The sequence below is a fragment of the Legionella moravica DSM 19234 genome, assembly GCF_000423305.1.
Lineage (GTDB): Bacteria > Pseudomonadota > Gammaproteobacteria > Legionellales > Legionellaceae > Legionella > Legionella moravica.
The window spans coordinates 12,804-29,977 of sequence record NZ_KE383999.1 but is presented as its reverse complement, the minus strand read 5'-3'; the positions used below and the strand labels follow the sequence as shown (position 1 = coordinate 29,977).

Sequence of the window (17,174 nt, the reverse complement as noted above, 5' to 3'; positions counted from 1 at the left end):
AGATCTTGCGCAAAACAAGAATATACTGCGCTCATAAAGAGTGAATTGGATCCCGCGAACAAGTCGCGCGACCTCGAAACTTGAATTGTCAACAGCCCCTAATGCAGATGAACTAGGGCGTGATTATAATCAACTAATTCTCAGTTAAGTAGCGGCACGTAGTCTGCGGAGATGAATTGTAAACATTCCCTATTGAACAAAGCTCAGTTAGCATTTGTGATTTCTAAAAACTCTGCTCCATAAATCATAAGGATCTGAGCAGTTTTGATTCGCAAGATGAACTTGTGGCTATCAAAACTGCACCTGAAAATGAACTGGAAAATACATTACTCCCAACGATAAAAACAGATAATACCTGGAATTGTCATTTATAATTTATTATTCTGAATTTAAAATCGAAGTATTAATTGTTGATTTAATATGCAATTTTTATTAATACTCAAAAATTTATTGATTTATTTTATCTTTCCGGTATGAAGCTTGCAGGAGTGTACTAAAACTTGTGTTATACTCTTAATATCTTATTAATCAATTAAATAATATGAAATTACTGTTTGATTTTTTCCCCATAGTTTTATTTTTTATAGTTTATAAATTTTTCGGAATTTATATAGCTACTGCTGTTGCCATGATTGCCTCAATTAGTCAGGTTGTTCTTTATCGATTAAAATTCCAACAATATGACAAAATGCAAGTATTCAGCCTGGGAATTATTGTGGTCCTTGGCGGCGCCACTCTGTTTTTTCAGAATCCCTGGTTTATCAAGTGGAAGCCAACCGGAATTTACTGGCTATCTGCTTTAGTATTCTTCAGTTCCAGTTTTATCGGTTCAAAGCCTATCATTCAAAAAATGATGGAGGCCAATGTTAAGCTGTCCTCTAAAATCTGGCACAGGCTTAATTTTGCCTGGACTCTGTTTTTTATTTTAATGGGTGCGTTAAACCTTTACGTTGCTTATTACTACGACACAGATGCCTGGGTTAATTTCAAACTCTTCGGTGGAGTTGGATTTACATTACTGTTTGTACTGATACAAGCTTTTTATTTAACAAAACACATGGATGAGAATGCGCTGGAAAAACAATAATATATAACAGAGTCTTCATCTAAAAAGATGAAATTAAAGTAGGAGCTGCGATGAGATTATTACTTGTTGAAGATGATGAACTACTTGGCGATGCTGTGAAAACGGGGTTAACACAGTTTGGATATATTGTTGATTGGTTAAAAGATGGTGAAGCAGCTCGCGCCGCATTAAAATCTGAATCATTTGAGCTAATCATTCTGGATTTGGGATTACCCAAGCTATCTGGTTTATCCTTATTACAAAGTACCCGACATGATGGTAACAGCACACCGGTTATCATTTTAACTGCTCGTGAATCCGTAGAAGATCGCGTAAAGGGTCTTGATAGCGGTGCTGATGATTATCTCATTAAACCTTTTGATCTGAATGAACTAAGCGCCCGCATTCGAGCGTTGGTAAGACGTTCCCAAGGTCGGGCAGATTCCGTTTTGCAATATAGAAACATCACACTTGATCCTGCTGCACATTCAGTTCTGGTCGATGACGTACTCGTGAATGTACCACGTCGAGAGTTTGCTCTGTTGCAAAAACTCCTTGAAAATAGCGGTCAGGTTTTATCTCGTGAACAATTAATGCAGAGTATCTATGGCTGGGAAGAAGATGTAGACAGTAACGCTCTGGAAGTGCACATACATAATTTGCGTAAAAAATTGAACGCAAATTTTATCCGCACTATTAGAGGCGTGGGCTACATGGCTGAAAAAAATGATGGTGTTCTTATATCGTGAAATCTTCTATACGAAAATTTCTATTAATTAACCTGCTATTGGCCATAACGATCACCACCACGCTGACCGCCATCGGTAACTACTACCTGGATCAAAAGGATATTCAAGACCATCTGGATACCTTAATGGCTATATCCGCTCTTTCATATCAAGCCTTGCTGGGAGATGATCTGCACCAGCGCCCTCTCATAAAAATACAGGATGCTCTCGAAACTATTCCTCAAAAAATTGATGCCTATTATCAAAAACGATTTTTAAATGATGAGCCCCCTGAAAATTATCTTGATAAGTTTAATTTTCAAGTTTGGACAAATGGAGGAAAATTATTATTACATTCTTCTACTGCACCAAAGGTTCCACTAACCTCGGAAATAGATGGGTTCAGTGATAAAAAAATTGCAGATCAAAATTGGCGAGTATTCACAACCTACAATGATAAAGCCGGCATTCGTACCGTATTGGCGGAGCGCTATGATACACGTAATGAACTCGGGCATCGAATAGCTCAGGATGATCTCTACATTATGCTGCTTACCTTTCCTTTATCAGGATTGTTGATCTGGATTATTATTGGCAGAGGATTAGACAGCCTTGATAAAGTTGCGGAAGAAGTGGCTAACCGGGCTCCCACTCATTTGGAACCAGTGGATTTACAAGAAGTTCCCGAAGAAATTAAGCCAGTAATCGATGAGCTTAATAAATTATTTTATCGGCTTAAAGAAGGGTTCGAAAGAGAAAAACGCTTTGCAGCTGACGCAGCCCATGAATTAAGAACGCCGCTTGCCGCTCTCAAGGCTCAAGCACAAGTGGCTCTAAACTCCACTGATATCGAAGAAAAGAATCAAGCATTGCAAAAATTAATTGGCAGTGTAAATCGCAGTACTCATATAGTTCAACAGTTGTTAACCATGAGTCGACTCGTACCGGAAGCAACCAGTTTTCATGATGAAGATGAGGTCAATTTAAGCAAATTGACTCGAGAAATATTAGCGATGCTGGCACCATCAGCAGTTGAAAAACAAATTGAACTAGAATTTGAAAGCGAAAACAACATACCAAAAATTCAGGGAAACCCAACAGCATTAGGCATTTTGATTCGTAATCTGGTAGATAATGCTATTCGCTATTGTGGGGAAAATGGACGTGTTATTGTACGTCTTATAAGACAGAATAATGAGCTGATTCTTGAAGTTGCTGATAATGGACCAGGAATTCCACCTGAATTACAGGCCCGTGTTTTTGAGCGATTTTTTAGAGTACTGGGAAATAAAAGTCCTGGAAGTGGTCTTGGATTAGCTATAGTACAACAGATATGTGAACTTCATGGAGGCCGAGTTGTTCTTGATTCACCCAAAACAGGTACTGGCCTCATTGTAAAAGTATACTTACCGCTAAAATCCAGAGTTGAGTCACGCTCTTAAGGATAGAATTTTTAGCGATTCACGAATGAGCTGTTCACAAGTTTTGACTCCATCATCTATTTTATTCACCACTTTCAAGGCTTCCTGTGGTTTATAGCCTAAAGCTTCCAAAGCACTAATGGCCTCATCCGGGCTGCTCATCTGATACTTTTGTTGCGGCAAGGATTCCGTTGGAGCGTCGCCAAACTGCTTAATACTATCTCTCATTTCAACAACAAGCCGCTCTGCAGTTTTTTTACCTATACCCGGTAACTTGGTTAAAAGTGCTGCATTTTCCTGATAAATACATTGAATAAACTCGTTTGGAGAAATACTGGATAGAACGGCCATTGCCAATTTCGGACCAACTCCATTCACTTTAATCAATGCACGGAACAGAGATCGTTCCTGCTTGTTCAAAAATCCATAAAGCAATAAGGCATCTTCGCGAACTACGGTATGAATATGCAGGCTAACAGCAGTAGAAGAACCTTCGAGTTGAAAAAAGGTATTTAATGAAGTTTCAACATCATAACCAACGCCATTGACATCCAGGACTATCTTTCCCGGTTGATGTTTATCTACAATATGCCCATTCAACCAACCAATCATCTCGTTCGCCTCCTTCGTGTGTAACCCTTTTTGCCTACAGCAGCTAAGCCATTTCGCATATGACTGTGACATATTGCAATTGCCAATGCATCTGCCGCATCATTTTGAGGCGCACTGTTCAGCATAAGCAAGTGCACTACCATATGGTTTACCTGATCCTTTTCAGCAGCACCATAACCAACTACTGTTTGTTTGACTTCCCTTGCTGAATACTCACTGATTTTAATCCGGTGAGAAGCTGCGGCAACCATTGCTACTCCCCTCGCCTGCCCCAGTTTTAACGCCGAGTTAGGATTCTGATGCATAAATACTTGTTCTATAGCAACTTCCGATGGTGAATATTCATCCATTAATTGACAAATACCATCATAAATCTGCAATAATTTCTGACTTAATTCTCCATCAGGGGAAGTGCGAATGCATCCACTATCAATATATTGGATAGTACGATTTGTTTCTCTGATTAAGCCGTATCCAGTAATCCTTGATCCGGGATCTATCCCTAATATTACAGTCATTAATTCATTGATTCTAATAAGTTTTCTGAAAACTCAGCATTGCTATAGACCTCTTGAACATCATCCAGGTCTTCAAGCATGTCGATTAATTTAATCAAAGATTCAGCAGTTTCATCATCAATGGCAATCATGGTTTGTGCGCGCATGGTCAAATGAGACTGTTCAATCTCCAGATTAGCATCCTGTAACGCAGTCAGCACACTGTGATAAGCTTCAACGGGGGTGATTACTTCAATTTGTCCTTCTTCAACGTTAACATCAGAAGCTCCCGCATCTATGGCAAGTTCCATAACCAGGTCTTCAGACTGGCCAGGTGCCATAAGAATCTCACCTTGGTTAGCAAACAGGTAGGAAACTGATCCATCAGTTCCAAGATTTCCACCGTGCTTCGTAAATGCGTGACGTACTTCAGATACGGTTCTGTTTTTATTATCGGATAAACAATCAACCAGAACAGCAATACCGCCAGGGCCATAACCTTCATAACGCATTGCAACCATGGCGTCACCATCCAAACCACCTACGCCACGCTTTACCGCATTATCAATGGTATCGCGTTTCATATTCGCGTTAAGCGCCTTTTTTACAGCATCACGTAGTCGAGGATTTGTTGACTCATCTCCGCCACCCATACGAGCTGCGACGGTAATTTCACGAATTAATTTAGTAAATATTTTGCCTCGTTTAGCATCCTGCACGCCTTTACGAAACTTAATATTTGCCCACTTACTATGACCTGCCATTACTCCACCTCAAGACAAAAAATTTATTACTCCGATTATACATCGCTCCATCATTAAAAAGAACGCCTAAAACATCATTCACTCTCGACATTTTGAACTTTTTTAGACTATGCTAGCCTGTTTGGTAAAAAAACCTAAAGGAGAAGTACAGTGTATATGCAAGGATTTGGTAATTATCATCAAAGTGAAGCCGTTAATGGTGCATTACCCTTAAATCAAAACTCACCGCAGCACTGTAATTTGGGTCTTTATGCAGAACAATTAAGTGGCAGTGCCTTTACACGTCCCAGACACAACAATCTTCGCAGCTGGTTATACAGAATACTGCCCTCTGTGGCTCAGGGAATATATTATCCCTATGAACGTAACATCACTTATCCATTTATCGAAGAACAATCTCCCAATCCTTTACGCTGGTCGCCTTTATATACCAGCTCACAAATTCAGTGTAATTTTATCGACGGTTTATTTCATATTGCGGGTTCAAACAAGGTCAATGCGTATATTTATCATTGCAACCAATCCATGGTAGACACCTATTTTTCGAATAATGATGGAGAACTGTTATTCGTACCCTATCAAGGTGAAGTCAATCTCCACACAGAATTTGGCACACTCAATTTGTGTCCTGAACTCATTGCCGTCATACCGCGTGGCGTCAAATTTAAAGTGGAAGTATTAAGCCAGCAAGCAAAAGGTTATCTTTGTGAAAATCAGGGTAACCCGTTAACCCTTCCCCAGCTAGGTCCAATTGGTGCCAATGGATTGGCGAATCCTCGTCATTTTCAATATCCTGTCGCATCGTTTGAGCAAAACACTAAAGAAAGCACCTTGGTATGCAAACATCAAAATCAATTATGGTTTGCTGTCAGCGATCACTCCCCTCTGAACGTTGTTGCCTGGCATGGAAACTATGCTCCCTACAGCTATAATTTAAGCCTGTTTAATACCATAAATACAGTAAGCTATGATCACCCCGATCCGTCCATATTCACGGTACTTACCTCTGAAAGCGACACTCCGGGAGTAGCTAATTTGGATTTCGTCATTTTTCCGCCACGATGGATGGTGGCAGAACATACATTTAGACCCCCGTATTTTCATCGCAATTGTATGAGCGAGTTGATGGGCCTGATACGCGGAGAATATGATGCAAAAAAAGAAGGTTTTTCTCCCGGCGGGATCAGCATCCACAATGGTATGACTCCGCATGGACCCGATCATGAATCCTATAATAAAGCCTCTACGATGGAACTAAAGCCCGAATTTTATGATTCTTTGGCATTTATGTTTGAAACAAAAGATGTTTGGCTGGTTACGGAACAGGCTATCCATAACCCGGCATTTCAAGCAGATTACGCTAGATGCTGGCAGGGGTTTAACGCAGATTTTAAAACGGAATAAAAAACATCTGGATAGTCTACTAAAAAATATCAAAGCAGCTCCCCGCTTTCGCGGGGATAACCGAATAAGATCAGAAACACGTATCAAAGAGTTTAAAGCATAATACAATTTAAAGCAGGAGGATGCAGTCCATCACAACATTCATTATGCCACGCTATCTCAAACCACCAAAAATCAGGTCACAATGTCAAACCAATTAGAAGAGATCTTCCTGAGTCAAACCGACTCTCTCCAATAAAGTTCGTAATGTTTTTAACGCTTCAACCTGAATTTGGCGAACTCGCTCGCGAGTCAAATCAATTTCTTTACCGACATCCTCAAGCGTTGCCTTTTCAAAACCTCTCAGACCAAATCGTCGCGCGATTACTTGCTGCTGGTTTTCAGTCAATTTATCCAATAGAGATTCTATATGTAATCGAAGATTCTCATTTGTTAACAGTTCGGCCGGATTCACGCTGTTTTCATCAGCAATAGTATCCAACAAAGATTTGGTTTCATCAAAGCCGATAGGCGTATCCACTGAAGTTACTTTATCATTTAATCCCAACAGTTTTTGGACATCTTCCAATGGTTTATCAACCATTTCAGCGATTTCTTCAGGTGAGGGTTCATGATCGAGCTTTTGTGTTAACTGTCTTGCTGCCCTTAAATAGACATTTAACTCTTTAACTACGTGAATTGGTAAACGAATGGTTCTCGTTTGATTCATGATAGCGCGCTCAATAGTCTGTCTTATCCACCATGTGGCATAAGTTGAAAATCTGAAGCCTCGATGAGGATCAAACTTCTCCACAGATTTCATTAGACCCAAATTACCTTCTTCAATCAAATCAAGTAGTGGTAAACCTCGATTCAGGTAACGGCGAGATATCTTAACAACCAGACGTAAGTTGGATTCAATCATCTTCTTACGTGCCGCAATATCCCCTTTCAAAGCAAGAGTTGCATAATGAACTTCTTCCTCGGCACTAAGTAAAGGTGAAAACCCAATTTCACTTAAATACAGTTGGGTCGCATCCATCGCCTTCGCGATATTTTTACCTCGTTGGAAAGTAGGAAAAGCAGCATCATCACTGAAATCAGGCAGATCAATAAGTTCCTCATCCTCTGACTTTTCTATAATCGATTCAATATCATCCTCGATTAAAAGAGAATCATCATCAGGCTCAGCCCACTCTTCATCCTTGATTTCCGTCTCTTTTATTGGCTCATCATCCGCGCTCATTGTATCACCTATAATGTTTAGCCCCGTTTCGAAATGTATGTTGCTTCTCAACAAGTCTATTGTTGCTATAACTACAAGTTATATGTCAACCTTTTTGTAGATAATTCAATGGATTGACTGGTATTCCCGCCTTTCTAATTTCAAAATGAACGCCCCAATATTTACGTTCAATCATTCCAGCTTCTGCTATCACTTGGCCCGCATTGACTCGCTGCCCTTCAGAAACCAGATTTCTGGAATTATTTCCATATGCTGTTAAAAACTCATTATTGTGTTTGATAATGATTAAATTACCATATCCAGCTAATCCACTTCCAGCATAAGCAACTACGCCTCCCGAAGAAGCACGAACTTTGCTTCCTTTAGTACATGCAATATTTATGCCTTTTTTACCTTGAGCAGGAACAAATGAAGTGGCAACTTGCCCGTTTACAGGCCATAACCATCCAGAGCGTGAACCCAAACGAGAGAACACAGTTGGTGAGTGAAAAACCCTTCGCGGACTTCGGGTAACTGGCTTTGTATATCTGGGAGTATAAGCTTTTCTTACCGGATACCGTGTTCGTGTAACGCCCTGAACATTAAGAACTTGTCCAACCCTCAAAGAAAATGGTGGGCGCAAATGGTTTAACTGAGCAAGCTGTCTGTAATCTGTATCATAACGAAATGCTATTGCATAAAGAGTTTCGCCACGCCTTACGGTGTGAGTTTTTTGATATTTCGAATAAGGTTGCCATTTTAGCTCAGTTACCGGAGCCAGGTCATTTCTTGCCCCACAACCGGCAAGAATTATCAGGAGCAATAGGCAAAAAAGTCTTTTGCATAAATTTAGCATTATAAAAATCTCAAATTAAATGTTCATTTATTATACTTTGGATTTAAGCCTGCAAATGCACCCCGGACAGCACTTGGGATAACTGATCAAACAACTTATAATTCGTCATGTCCAGATGCAGTGGAGTAATAGAGACAAAACCTGAGTTAATTGCATGAAAATCCGTTCCTGGTCCGGCATCTGCCTCTAATCCAGGAGGACCAACCCAATAAATAGGCCTGCCCCTTGGATCATATTCTTTAACGGTAGGTTCAGCACCATGGCGAGTACCTAATCGTGTTACTTGCAATCCCTTGATTTGATCCAATGGTAAATTGGGAACATTGACATTGAGTATCGTTTGAGAAGGAAGACTGTTAACGCTTAATTTCATAACCAACTGCCGGGCTATAACAGCCGCGGTTTGATAATGCAGGTTCGTATCTCCAACCATGGAAATGGCTATGGCTGGCAATCCAAGATAGCGCCCTTCCATCGCGGCAGCAACAGTTCCAGAGTACAAAATATCATCACCTAAATTGGCACCTTCATTGATTCCGGAAACAACAATGTCAACTTGATGATCTAAAAAGCCGGTTAGGGCCAGATGGACGCAATCAGTTGGTGTTCCTTCTACACTATGATAGCCATTATCCAGTTTTTTTATTCTGAGCGGATCTCTCAAGGTTAATGAATTACTCGCGCCACTTCTGTTTCGGTCCGGTGCAACTACATCGATCTCTGCAATTTTGGCAAGCTCTGTAGCCAAAACTCTGATTCCAGTAGCCGACACGCCATCATCATTACTTACTAAGATTCTCATCATCAACTCTCAGGTGATTCCAACCATTTCACAACAGCCAGATAGTCAGCTAAATCGTGCTCATTCTGTTCTAAAGAAATTTTTAATTCAGAATTCGTTCCGGCATCATTCAACTCCAGCTTTTGCTTTGCAATCGTTTGCTGAAGAGCTAAAATTTTATTGCCAAAAGCCTGCGGATTTAATTGCAATTGATAAGCCAGGCTATTCATCCGACTGCCCAGTTGCCCAATCTGTTCGCAGGTTAACCCCTCGGGCTGTTTGTTTGGACAGGACTTTATGGCCATTTGTAATTCTTTAGGATTGGAGCGGTAATAGTTTTCGCCACGTTCACTACAGGCCGTTAATCCCATTATCATGAAAAGCATCACCAGGTACTTATTCATTCACAACCTCTTGATGTAGACTACAAAAAGCCGATATTATCACCAGTCAGCAAGTAACGCTATCTTAAAGAGAAAACCACATGCTAGATTTTAAACTGAATCGTGACGCACAAACCGGTGAGTTGTATATTGAGACCGCTTTATGTGGTAAGCCTTTACTGACCACACCACAACTAAATAAAGGTACTGCTTTTACCAATGAAGAAAGAAAGGAATTTGGATTATTGGGAAAACTTCCCAATCGTGTAGAAACTCTGGACGAACAAGTAAAGCGAGCTTATTTACAATATTCAACCTATACCTCTCGATTAAAACAAAATATTTATCTGAATAATCTGCATGATAAAAATCAGATTGTTTTTTATAAATTGCTAAGCCGTCATTTGGCTGAAATGTTGCCAACTATTTACACACCTATAGTGGGCACTGCAGTGAAGCGTTTCAGTCATGAATACCGACAGCCCAGAGGCCTTTACATTGCTCATTCTGATAAAAATCATATTGAAGAGATTATTAATAACCGTTCCAATCCGGAAATAGATCTTATTGTCGTAACCGACGGAGAAGGCGTTCTGGGTATTGGTGATCAGGGCATAGGTGGTATGGATATTCCGGTTGCCAAACTCATGGTCTACAGCTTATGTGGGGGCATCGATCCGACACGAACTTTGCCCGTATTTCTTGATGTAGGCACCAACAATCAGGAACTGTTAGATGATCCAATGTATCTGGGATGCCGGCATCAGCGCATTGACAGTTCTGAATACGACAATTTTATCCTGACCTTCGTCACTGAAGTGCATAAACAATTTCCCAATGCGTTCCTTCATTGGGAAGATTTTGGCCGCGGAAACGCCAGACGTATCCTGGATCAATATCAGGATCAATTATGTACTTTTAATGACGACATTCAGGGGACTGGCGCTGTAACCCTGGCGGCTTTATTGGCTGCTTGCGATGTCACTGGAACTAAACTTCAGGATCAACGAATTGTAGTATTTGGCGCAGGTTCAGCAGGTACGGGTATTAGTGACCAGATTATTGATGCGATGGTTCGTGATGGCCTGACCATCGAAGAGGCGTATCAACGATTTTGGTTAATTGACAGACAAGGTTTATTACTTGATACCGATATGGATTTGACCGATGCACAAAAGCCTTATGCACGAAGTGCAGATGAGATCGCATCATGGGCAATTAATGAGAAACAGCATCCATCGCTCACCGATACAGTCCGTCATGTAAAACCTACGATCTTGATAGGCTGCTCGGCTCAAACTGGTGCTTTTTCCCAGGATATCATTGAAAGCATGTCAGCGCATTGTGAACGCCCGATTATTTTCCCTCTATCGAACCCCGATGAAAAATGCGAAGCGCAACCGGCAAATATTTTAGCCTGGAGCCAAGGTAGAGCGCTGATAGCTACAGGAACAGCATTTCCTCCTATTGAGTTTCATAACCGTATGGTTCAGGTAGCTCAGTGCAATAATGCTTTAGTATTTCCTGGCATTGGTTTGGGAGTCCTGGCCGTTAATGCTACTCGATTAACCAAAGAAATGATTCTGGCTGCAGCAAAAGTACTGTGTGATTTCGCACCTAGCAAAAAGGACAGTTTCCTACCTTTATTGCCATCCTTGGACAATGCTCAAACAGTAGCCAAGGCCATTGCAGTTGCTGTGGCTCGTTGTGCTATTGACTCAGGATATGCGCAAAAAAATCATGATGCTGATCTGGAGCAATTGATTCATGATATTTTTTGGGAGCCTCGCTATTTACCGTTTAGAAAAGCAAATTCCAGGTCGAGCTAACCATTGACCTCTGCGCATACCTGGCTGAGCCAATCACGGTCGCTTGACCACATCATTGCCTACCCCCTGGATCCCGCGGTCAATGCCGCGGGAATTCGGTTGAGGTGTGAGTAAAGACTATACTTCGAATTTCCGCGGCTTCGACCGCGGAATCCATTCTATAGAGCTGAACTGGGTTTCGAAGATGTAAAGAAGATTCAAGGACAAGCTACGGTACGAAGACTCTTGCAATTAATTAAACAAGTCAATTATCAACGATTGCTAGGGATTCACAAAATTAACAACGACCGTCTGTATTTTTACAGGTTCTTTTTCCCAGGAACGGGCGTAACTGAACACCATTTTTGTTGATTTAGGGTATGTTTTACCTTTATTTACAGAAAAAGTGAACTTCATTTCCCCTCCAGCTCCAATCAGATTTGTTTTAGGCCGCTGATACTGAGAGCTCGTCAGAGTCAATAAATCTTTATCATATTGATCCACAGACCATTGATAACCTGTTGTTGGATTTGCCGCCAAAGTCACTACAAAGCTGGTTTCGTTATTCGCCACATTCATAGTCAAATCTTCGGATGCATTTGCTAAAATTGAAAACCCCATTAATAAACAACCCAATAAAATATTCATCATCATTCCCTGCCTGCTTTTTAATGTTATTGTCACGGATTTCTATTGGCGTTAATAGTTTGTAATACACCAGAATTAAATATTAATTCGTATTGAAATTCAGCCGATGATTTTTGATATATCCAGGTTTCTATAGTACTTGTTCCCACGCCAACCTGATATCCGTACTGATTATAGATTGGTACAGACTGTTCATAAATCTGCTTGTACAGTGGCTCGCCGCATTTAATCAGTACGTTATATTGGCTGTCCCCTTCATACACTAATTTATCACCACAGCGCATTGCCATTGCACTGGTCATTAAAGAAAGATTCAACACCATAGTCAATAAACCAATTCGAGCAAACATCATATGCTCCTGCTTCTGAGTTATTAATGCATTGGGGATTTGCTTTGCTCTCCCTAAGCACACCTCAAACACTATTGCCTGTTATAAGCATAGCACTTTGCCATAAGTCCACATGTTAAATTAACCATGAACTCTTCCTATCAAACAGTGCAAAGGCCAAATGATTTCTCGCTCCATATCGACATTTCCCCAGCAGGATTTTAATTCATCAACGATTAAATCAAGCGGGTTAGCACCTTGCCGTTTTTGATATTCCTTTACTGCAGACCATGTAGATAAATATCCAATCAATTGATTAAAGTTAACTCTCTTTTTCATGCTCAATTCAGGTGTTTCAATTTTAATAAACGGAAAAGGAATGGTTTGATATTTCTCATCAATATAAAATCGTTCTTTAGGCCAATATTCAGTACCCAAAACATCATAATAGAGTTTTTTAATGAGGCTATTTAACGCATCATCATTCAAGGAGCCTAAACTATAACACCAGGCTGCGATGATACCCTTGAGGCTGCTGACTCGCCTTACTTCTTTGTAAAACAAAGAAAAATTAAACCAATGCAAAGCCTGCGCAACGGTAATCAAACTGATAGAGCCGGATTGAATCGGAGTTTTTTCAGCTGGGGTGCAGAGATACTTGATGTTATCACGCTGTGCCGCGACATCAAGCTGAGCCTGATTAATATCCGTAGCAATAACGTGTGAAAAACGTTCTGCCAGAGCAACAGCCGCCTGACCATTTCCCGTACCGCAATCCCAAACAGTGACATTCGGATCAACCCACTGTGTCAAATAGTCAAACAACACTGGAGGATAATCCGGGCGGCAAAGTAAATAATGCTCGGATCCCTGATTAAAATGATTGATGTACTCCCTATTCGCTTCACTCATCCCAATTGTCTCTCTCTTTATCTGATTCAGGCAGGAAGCCACCTACCTGGGCGTCCCACATTGACTTATACAGCCCATTTTTAGCAACTAATTCATCATGCGTGCCATCCTCAACTATTTTCCCTTGTTCAAACACAAGGATTCTGTCCATATGCAACAAGGTCGATAAGCGATGAGCGATCACAATTGTGGTTTTATTCTCCATCAAATGCCATAGTGAATTTTGTATCGCCTCTTCAGTTAATGAATCAAGTTGAGAAGTCGCTTCATCGAGTATCACTAATTTCGCATTTTTTAAAATTGCACGGGCAATCGCTATGCGTTGTCGTTGTCCTCCCGAGAGTTTAATACCTCGTTCCCCGACCAAAGTGTTGTACCCTTCAGGTAATAACGAAATAAAATCATCACAGCAGGCTTTCTTCGATGCCAGAATGACTTCCTCATCAGTAGCGTCAGGCTTTCCATAGCGAATGTTTTCCATTAAGGTTCGATGAAATAATGTAGTATCCTGAGGAATCATGCTGATTGCTGTTCGAAGGGAATCTTGAGTCACTTTGCTGATATCCTGTCCGTCAATAAGTATGCGACCTGACTCAACATTAAAAAAACGTAAAATTAAATGGATGAACGTTGTTTTACCACTACCGGAAAAACCAACCAGCCCTACGCGCTGATTTGGCTCTATAATGACCGATTTATTTTCAAATACTTTCTTTCCCTTGTTGTAATGAAATGTAACATGGTCAAACTCAATTTTTCCTTCTGTAACAACCAGAGGTTTTGCACCAGAATCATCCAAAACATCAATCGGCGCACTAAGCAGAGCAATGGCTTGACGTGCAATTCCTATTTCCCGGTAGAGATCAGCCATTGCATGGCACAAGTACCAAATTTGAGTCATGATGGCAAAAGAGACATTAAAAATAAAGACCAGATCACCTGTAGTAATTAATCCTCTTTGCCAGAAAACCAAGAGCAGAGTAACCATGGTGACCAACATGATAGTAACCGGGATGTCCAAATACAAACGAAATATATTCATATAAATCGTCAGTTTCTTGTTGCTTTGTTCTTCCTTATCCTGGCTTAACTTAACATAGGCCATTTCATCCCTGGAGCGGGCAAACAACTTAACGGCATTAGCATTGCTGAGGCTGTCAACAATTTTCCCACTTAATTCACTTTTATCTTCAGCATTCTCAATAGAATATCGATCAACTTTTTTTGATAATTTAAAGCTGATTAATAACTGGAGAACTATCCATGTAAGCAATACTATGGCGAACCAATAATTAATGGTGCACATAAGAATCAAAGCAACGATAATTGATGAAAAGGCAGCGATTCCATACCAGGTAATGATCATAAAAATCGAATCTAAAGCACGCGGCAAGTCATTAATTTTATTCGCCAGACTTCCGGCCATTTGATTGGAAAAATAATGATACGATTGCTTGCTTAAATAACCGAATACTGACATTCGCACATCAGCCTGAAATCTCGGAATTACATAGCCTTGCCACCAGTTTTGCAATCGCAAAATAATCAGCAAAGTAATCCAGGCTCCTCCTCCTACCCATAACGCAGGAGCAACAGCTAAAAAAATATTCTGACCAGGTGAATGAGATCCTAATGCATCAACAATCATCTTCAATGAATAAGGAATGGCATTATTTTCCAAAACCATCGTAATGGGAGCCAGAAAAAAAACAGTAAATGCCAAACGTTGTTTTTTAATAAAATATAAAAAAAACTGGCCAAGTTTTTTTGGTAACTCTTCTGTATTTTTATTATCATTCTTCATTAAGTACACCCGCTAACCACATCAACTCACCATAACAAGGTTAACCTATTTATTTAACAATCAGACCAAATTAGCCGCTATATGAGTGAAATAAATTACTCAAAGTATAGACAAAAATAGCGACCAAAAATATATGGTACTCTCAAGTGGTGTATTCCTGAAATATATTAACGCTAATGCAATTGCTTCGTCTGTCAATTAATCCTATTCGACATGGTTATATTATTTAATTTAATCTTGATCTTATGACGCATAAAAGCGATGATTTTATCTTTTTGAAGCAGGAGATCGTGTGGAACACGAAACAATGGAATTTGATGTCATTATAGTAGGAGCTGGACCTGCAGGTTTGTCTGCAGCTATAAAATTAAAACAATTAGCTCATGCCTCACAAAAAGAGCTGTCCGTATGTATTTTAGAGAAAGGCTCTCAAATTGGAGCACATATTCTTTCCGGAGCGGTATTAGAGCCAATAAGCTTAAAAGAATTACTTCCAGATACATGGCAGAACGCACCTCTTGATACTCAGGTAATACAGGATCAATTCTATTTTCTGACTGAAAAAAAATCCTATAAATTACCCACTCCCAAGCCTATGCACAATCAGGGAAATTACATCATCAGCCTCGGTGAACTGTGTCTATTTCTTGCAGAACAGGCAGAAAGCCTGGGCTGTGAGATATACCCTGGATTTGCGGCAGCTGAAGTCTTATTCAATGATAAAAACCAGGTTATCGGCGTTTCAACAGGGAATGTTGGTATTGATAAAGAAGGTAAAGAAACCAATAATTTTCAACCTGGAATGCACTTATTGGCAAAGCAAACATTGTTTGCTGAAGGATGTCGTGGTCAGCTCAGTCAGTATTTGATGAGTCGGTTTCATCTAAGAGACCATGCGCAGCCACAAACCTATGGAATAGGAATAAAAGAGTTATGGCAAGTCGATGCTTCACGCCATGAACCCGGCAAAGTAATTCATACTGTAGGCTGGCCCATGGATCACGCGACCTATGGAGGGTCCTTTATTTATCATCTATCCAAACAACGTGTTGCCATTGGGTTTGTTGTTGGTTTGGATTATAAAAACCCATGGTTAAATCCCTTTGCAGAATTACAGCGATTTAAGACACATCCAATAATCCGCTCTGTATTAGAAGGAGGAGAACGAATTGGCTATGGGGCACGTGCCCTCAATGAGGGAGGATGGCAATCTCTACCCAAGCTTGTCTTTCCTGGCGGAGCTTTGATTGGTGATGCTGCCGGTTTTCTCAATGTTCCAAAAATCAAAGGAATTCATACCGCGATGCAATCAGGCATGCTCGCTGCTCAGGCCTGTTTTGACGCGTTAATTCAGGACACATCAAATCAATATGAGTTAAGCACCTACCCTGAAAAAATAAAAAAATCATGGCTAGCCAAAGAACTGTATTCCGTGCGTAACATTAGACCCGGATTTAAATTTGGCCTTATCCCTGGTTTAATTAATGCGGCTTTCGAAACTTATATTACCCGAGGCCATTCTCCGTGGACTTTATCCAATCACGCAGATCATACCTGCTTGATTTCTGCAGAAAAAGCAAAAAAAATTAATTACCCTAAGCCTGATGGCAAACTAACTTTTGACAAGCTTTCCTCTGTATTTTTATCCAATACCTATCATGAAGAAAATCAGCCCTGCCATCTCAAATTAAAACAGCCAAAACTGGCAATTGATGTAAATCTGAAAACCTATGCCTCTCCGGAAAGTCGCTACTGCCCAGCTGCTGTGTACGAAATAGTAGAGGAAGATCAAGGGCCAAGATTACAAATTAATGCTCAAAACTGCATTCACTGTAAGACCTGTGATATAAAAGATCCTCGTCAAAACATTATCTGGCATGCGCCTGAGGGTGGAGGCGGACCTAACTATACAGGAATGTAATATTTATCAATCCCGCCATAAATTACTTCATGGCGG

General features: G+C 40.4%; 17 protein-coding genes. 6 read left to right on the top strand and 11 right to left on the bottom strand.

The features are described 5' to 3' along the window. Window positions 1-541: 541 nt before the first annotated feature. Genes G543_RS0110260 through G543_RS0110250 form a run of 3 tightly spaced genes read left to right on the top strand, consistent with a single transcriptional unit; the run spans window position 542 to window position 3,236 of the window. Complete coding sequence (locus tag G543_RS0110260; RefSeq protein ID WP_028384421.1) at window positions 542-1,087, top strand: septation protein A; 546 nt, start codon at window positions 542-544, stop codon at window positions 1,085-1,087. 50 nt (window positions 1,088-1,137) lie between these two features. Next, on the top strand, window positions 1,138-1,815 hold the full coding sequence (locus tag G543_RS0110255) for a response regulator (RefSeq protein WP_028384420.1): 678 nt from the start codon (window positions 1,138-1,140) through the stop codon (window positions 1,813-1,815). Further along, on the top strand, window positions 1,812-3,236 hold the full coding sequence (locus tag G543_RS0110250) for an ATP-binding protein (protein WP_028384419.1): 1,425 nt from the start codon (window positions 1,812-1,814) through the stop codon (window positions 3,234-3,236). Before G543_RS0110255 ends, G543_RS0110250 begins: the two co-directional genes overlap by 4 nt. On the opposite strand, the gene ruvA is transcribed toward G543_RS0110250, so the two are convergent. The 3 genes from ruvA to G543_RS0110235 are packed head-to-tail and all read right to left on the bottom strand — an operon-like array spanning window position 3,225 to window position 5,088. Next, complete coding sequence (ruvA, locus tag G543_RS0110245) at window positions 3,225-3,827, bottom strand: Holliday junction branch migration protein RuvA (RefSeq protein WP_028384418.1); 603 nt, start codon at window positions 3,825-3,827, stop codon at window positions 3,225-3,227. The two genes, G543_RS0110250 and ruvA, sit on opposite strands and share 12 nt — an antisense overlap. Next, window positions 3,824-4,345: a crossover junction endodeoxyribonuclease RuvC gene (ruvC, locus tag G543_RS0110240; RefSeq protein WP_028384417.1), complete on the bottom strand. Its 522-nt coding sequence runs from the start codon at window positions 4,343-4,345 to the stop codon at window positions 3,824-3,826. The genes ruvA and ruvC overlap by 4 nt, the downstream gene beginning before the upstream one ends. Further along, window positions 4,345-5,088, bottom strand: a complete 744-nt coding sequence (locus tag G543_RS0110235) for a YebC/PmpR family DNA-binding transcriptional regulator (protein ID WP_028384416.1) — start codon at window positions 5,086-5,088, stop codon at window positions 4,345-4,347. Before G543_RS0110235 ends, ruvC begins: the two co-directional genes overlap by 1 nt. Window positions 5,089-5,238: 150 nt before the next feature. Between G543_RS0110235 and hmgA the strand changes: the two genes are divergently transcribed. Then, on the top strand, window positions 5,239-6,492 hold the full coding sequence (gene hmgA, locus G543_RS0110230) for a homogentisate 1,2-dioxygenase (RefSeq protein ID WP_028384415.1): 1,254 nt from the start codon (window positions 5,239-5,241) through the stop codon (window positions 6,490-6,492). Between the two features lie 196 nt (window positions 6,493-6,688). Here the strand turns inward: hmgA and rpoS are convergent, their stop codons facing one another. The 4 genes from rpoS to G543_RS0110210 form a co-directional block, all read right to left on the bottom strand. Continuing rightward, window positions 6,689-7,717, bottom strand: a complete 1,029-nt coding sequence (gene rpoS, locus G543_RS0110225; RefSeq protein ID WP_028384414.1) for an RNA polymerase sigma factor RpoS — start codon at window positions 7,715-7,717, stop codon at window positions 6,689-6,691. 85 nt (window positions 7,718-7,802) lie between these two features. Next, entirely contained in the window at window positions 7,803-8,552 is a 750-nt protein-coding gene (locus G543_RS0110220) for a peptidoglycan DD-metalloendopeptidase family protein (RefSeq protein WP_028384413.1), read from the bottom strand. A gap of 43 nt (window positions 8,553-8,595) precedes the next feature. Then, window positions 8,596-9,354, bottom strand: a complete 759-nt coding sequence (gene surE, locus G543_RS0110215) for a 5'/3'-nucleotidase SurE (RefSeq protein WP_028384412.1) — start codon at window positions 9,352-9,354, stop codon at window positions 8,596-8,598. 2 nt (window positions 9,355-9,356) lie between these two features. Then, window positions 9,357-9,737: a putative periplasmic lipoprotein gene (locus G543_RS0110210; protein WP_028384411.1), complete on the bottom strand. Its 381-nt coding sequence runs from the start codon at window positions 9,735-9,737 to the stop codon at window positions 9,357-9,359. Between the two features lie 80 nt (window positions 9,738-9,817). Between G543_RS0110210 and G543_RS0110205 the strand changes: the two genes are divergently transcribed. Beyond that, the gene (locus G543_RS0110205) at window positions 9,818-11,545 is read left to right on the top strand and encodes an NAD-dependent malic enzyme (RefSeq protein ID WP_028384410.1); all 1,728 of its coding nucleotides are present in this window, start codon (window positions 9,818-9,820) and stop codon (window positions 11,543-11,545) included. 261 nt (window positions 11,546-11,806) lie between these two features. Here G543_RS0110205 and G543_RS0110200 read toward each other — a convergent pair whose 3' ends face one another. From G543_RS0110200 to G543_RS0110185, 4 genes are all read right to left on the bottom strand, one after another. Further along, window positions 11,807-12,172: a protease inhibitor I42 family protein gene (locus tag G543_RS0110200; protein WP_028384409.1), complete on the bottom strand. Its 366-nt coding sequence runs from the start codon at window positions 12,170-12,172 to the stop codon at window positions 11,807-11,809. A 32-nt stretch (window positions 12,173-12,204) separates the two neighbouring features. Then, window positions 12,205-12,525, bottom strand: coding sequence for a DUF2845 domain-containing protein (locus G543_RS0110195; RefSeq protein ID WP_238584732.1), 321 nt, complete (start codon window positions 12,523-12,525; stop codon window positions 12,205-12,207). Window positions 12,526-12,642: 117 nt separating this feature from the next. Next, the gene (locus G543_RS0110190; RefSeq protein ID WP_035922057.1) at window positions 12,643-13,413 is read right to left on the bottom strand and encodes a class I SAM-dependent methyltransferase; all 771 of its coding nucleotides are present in this window, start codon (window positions 13,411-13,413) and stop codon (window positions 12,643-12,645) included. Next, on the bottom strand, window positions 13,406-15,217 hold the full coding sequence (locus G543_RS0110185) for an ABC transporter ATP-binding protein (protein ID WP_028384406.1): 1,812 nt from the start codon (window positions 15,215-15,217) through the stop codon (window positions 13,406-13,408). The genes G543_RS0110190 and G543_RS0110185 overlap by 8 nt, the downstream gene beginning before the upstream one ends. 292 nt (window positions 15,218-15,509) lie before the next feature. Here G543_RS0110185 and G543_RS0110180 point away from each other — a divergent pair, with 292 nt between their 5' ends. Then, window positions 15,510-17,138: an electron transfer flavoprotein-ubiquinone oxidoreductase gene (locus tag G543_RS0110180; protein ID WP_028384405.1), complete on the top strand. Its 1,629-nt coding sequence runs from the start codon at window positions 15,510-15,512 to the stop codon at window positions 17,136-17,138. The last annotated feature ends 36 nt before the right edge of the window (window positions 17,139-17,174 follow it).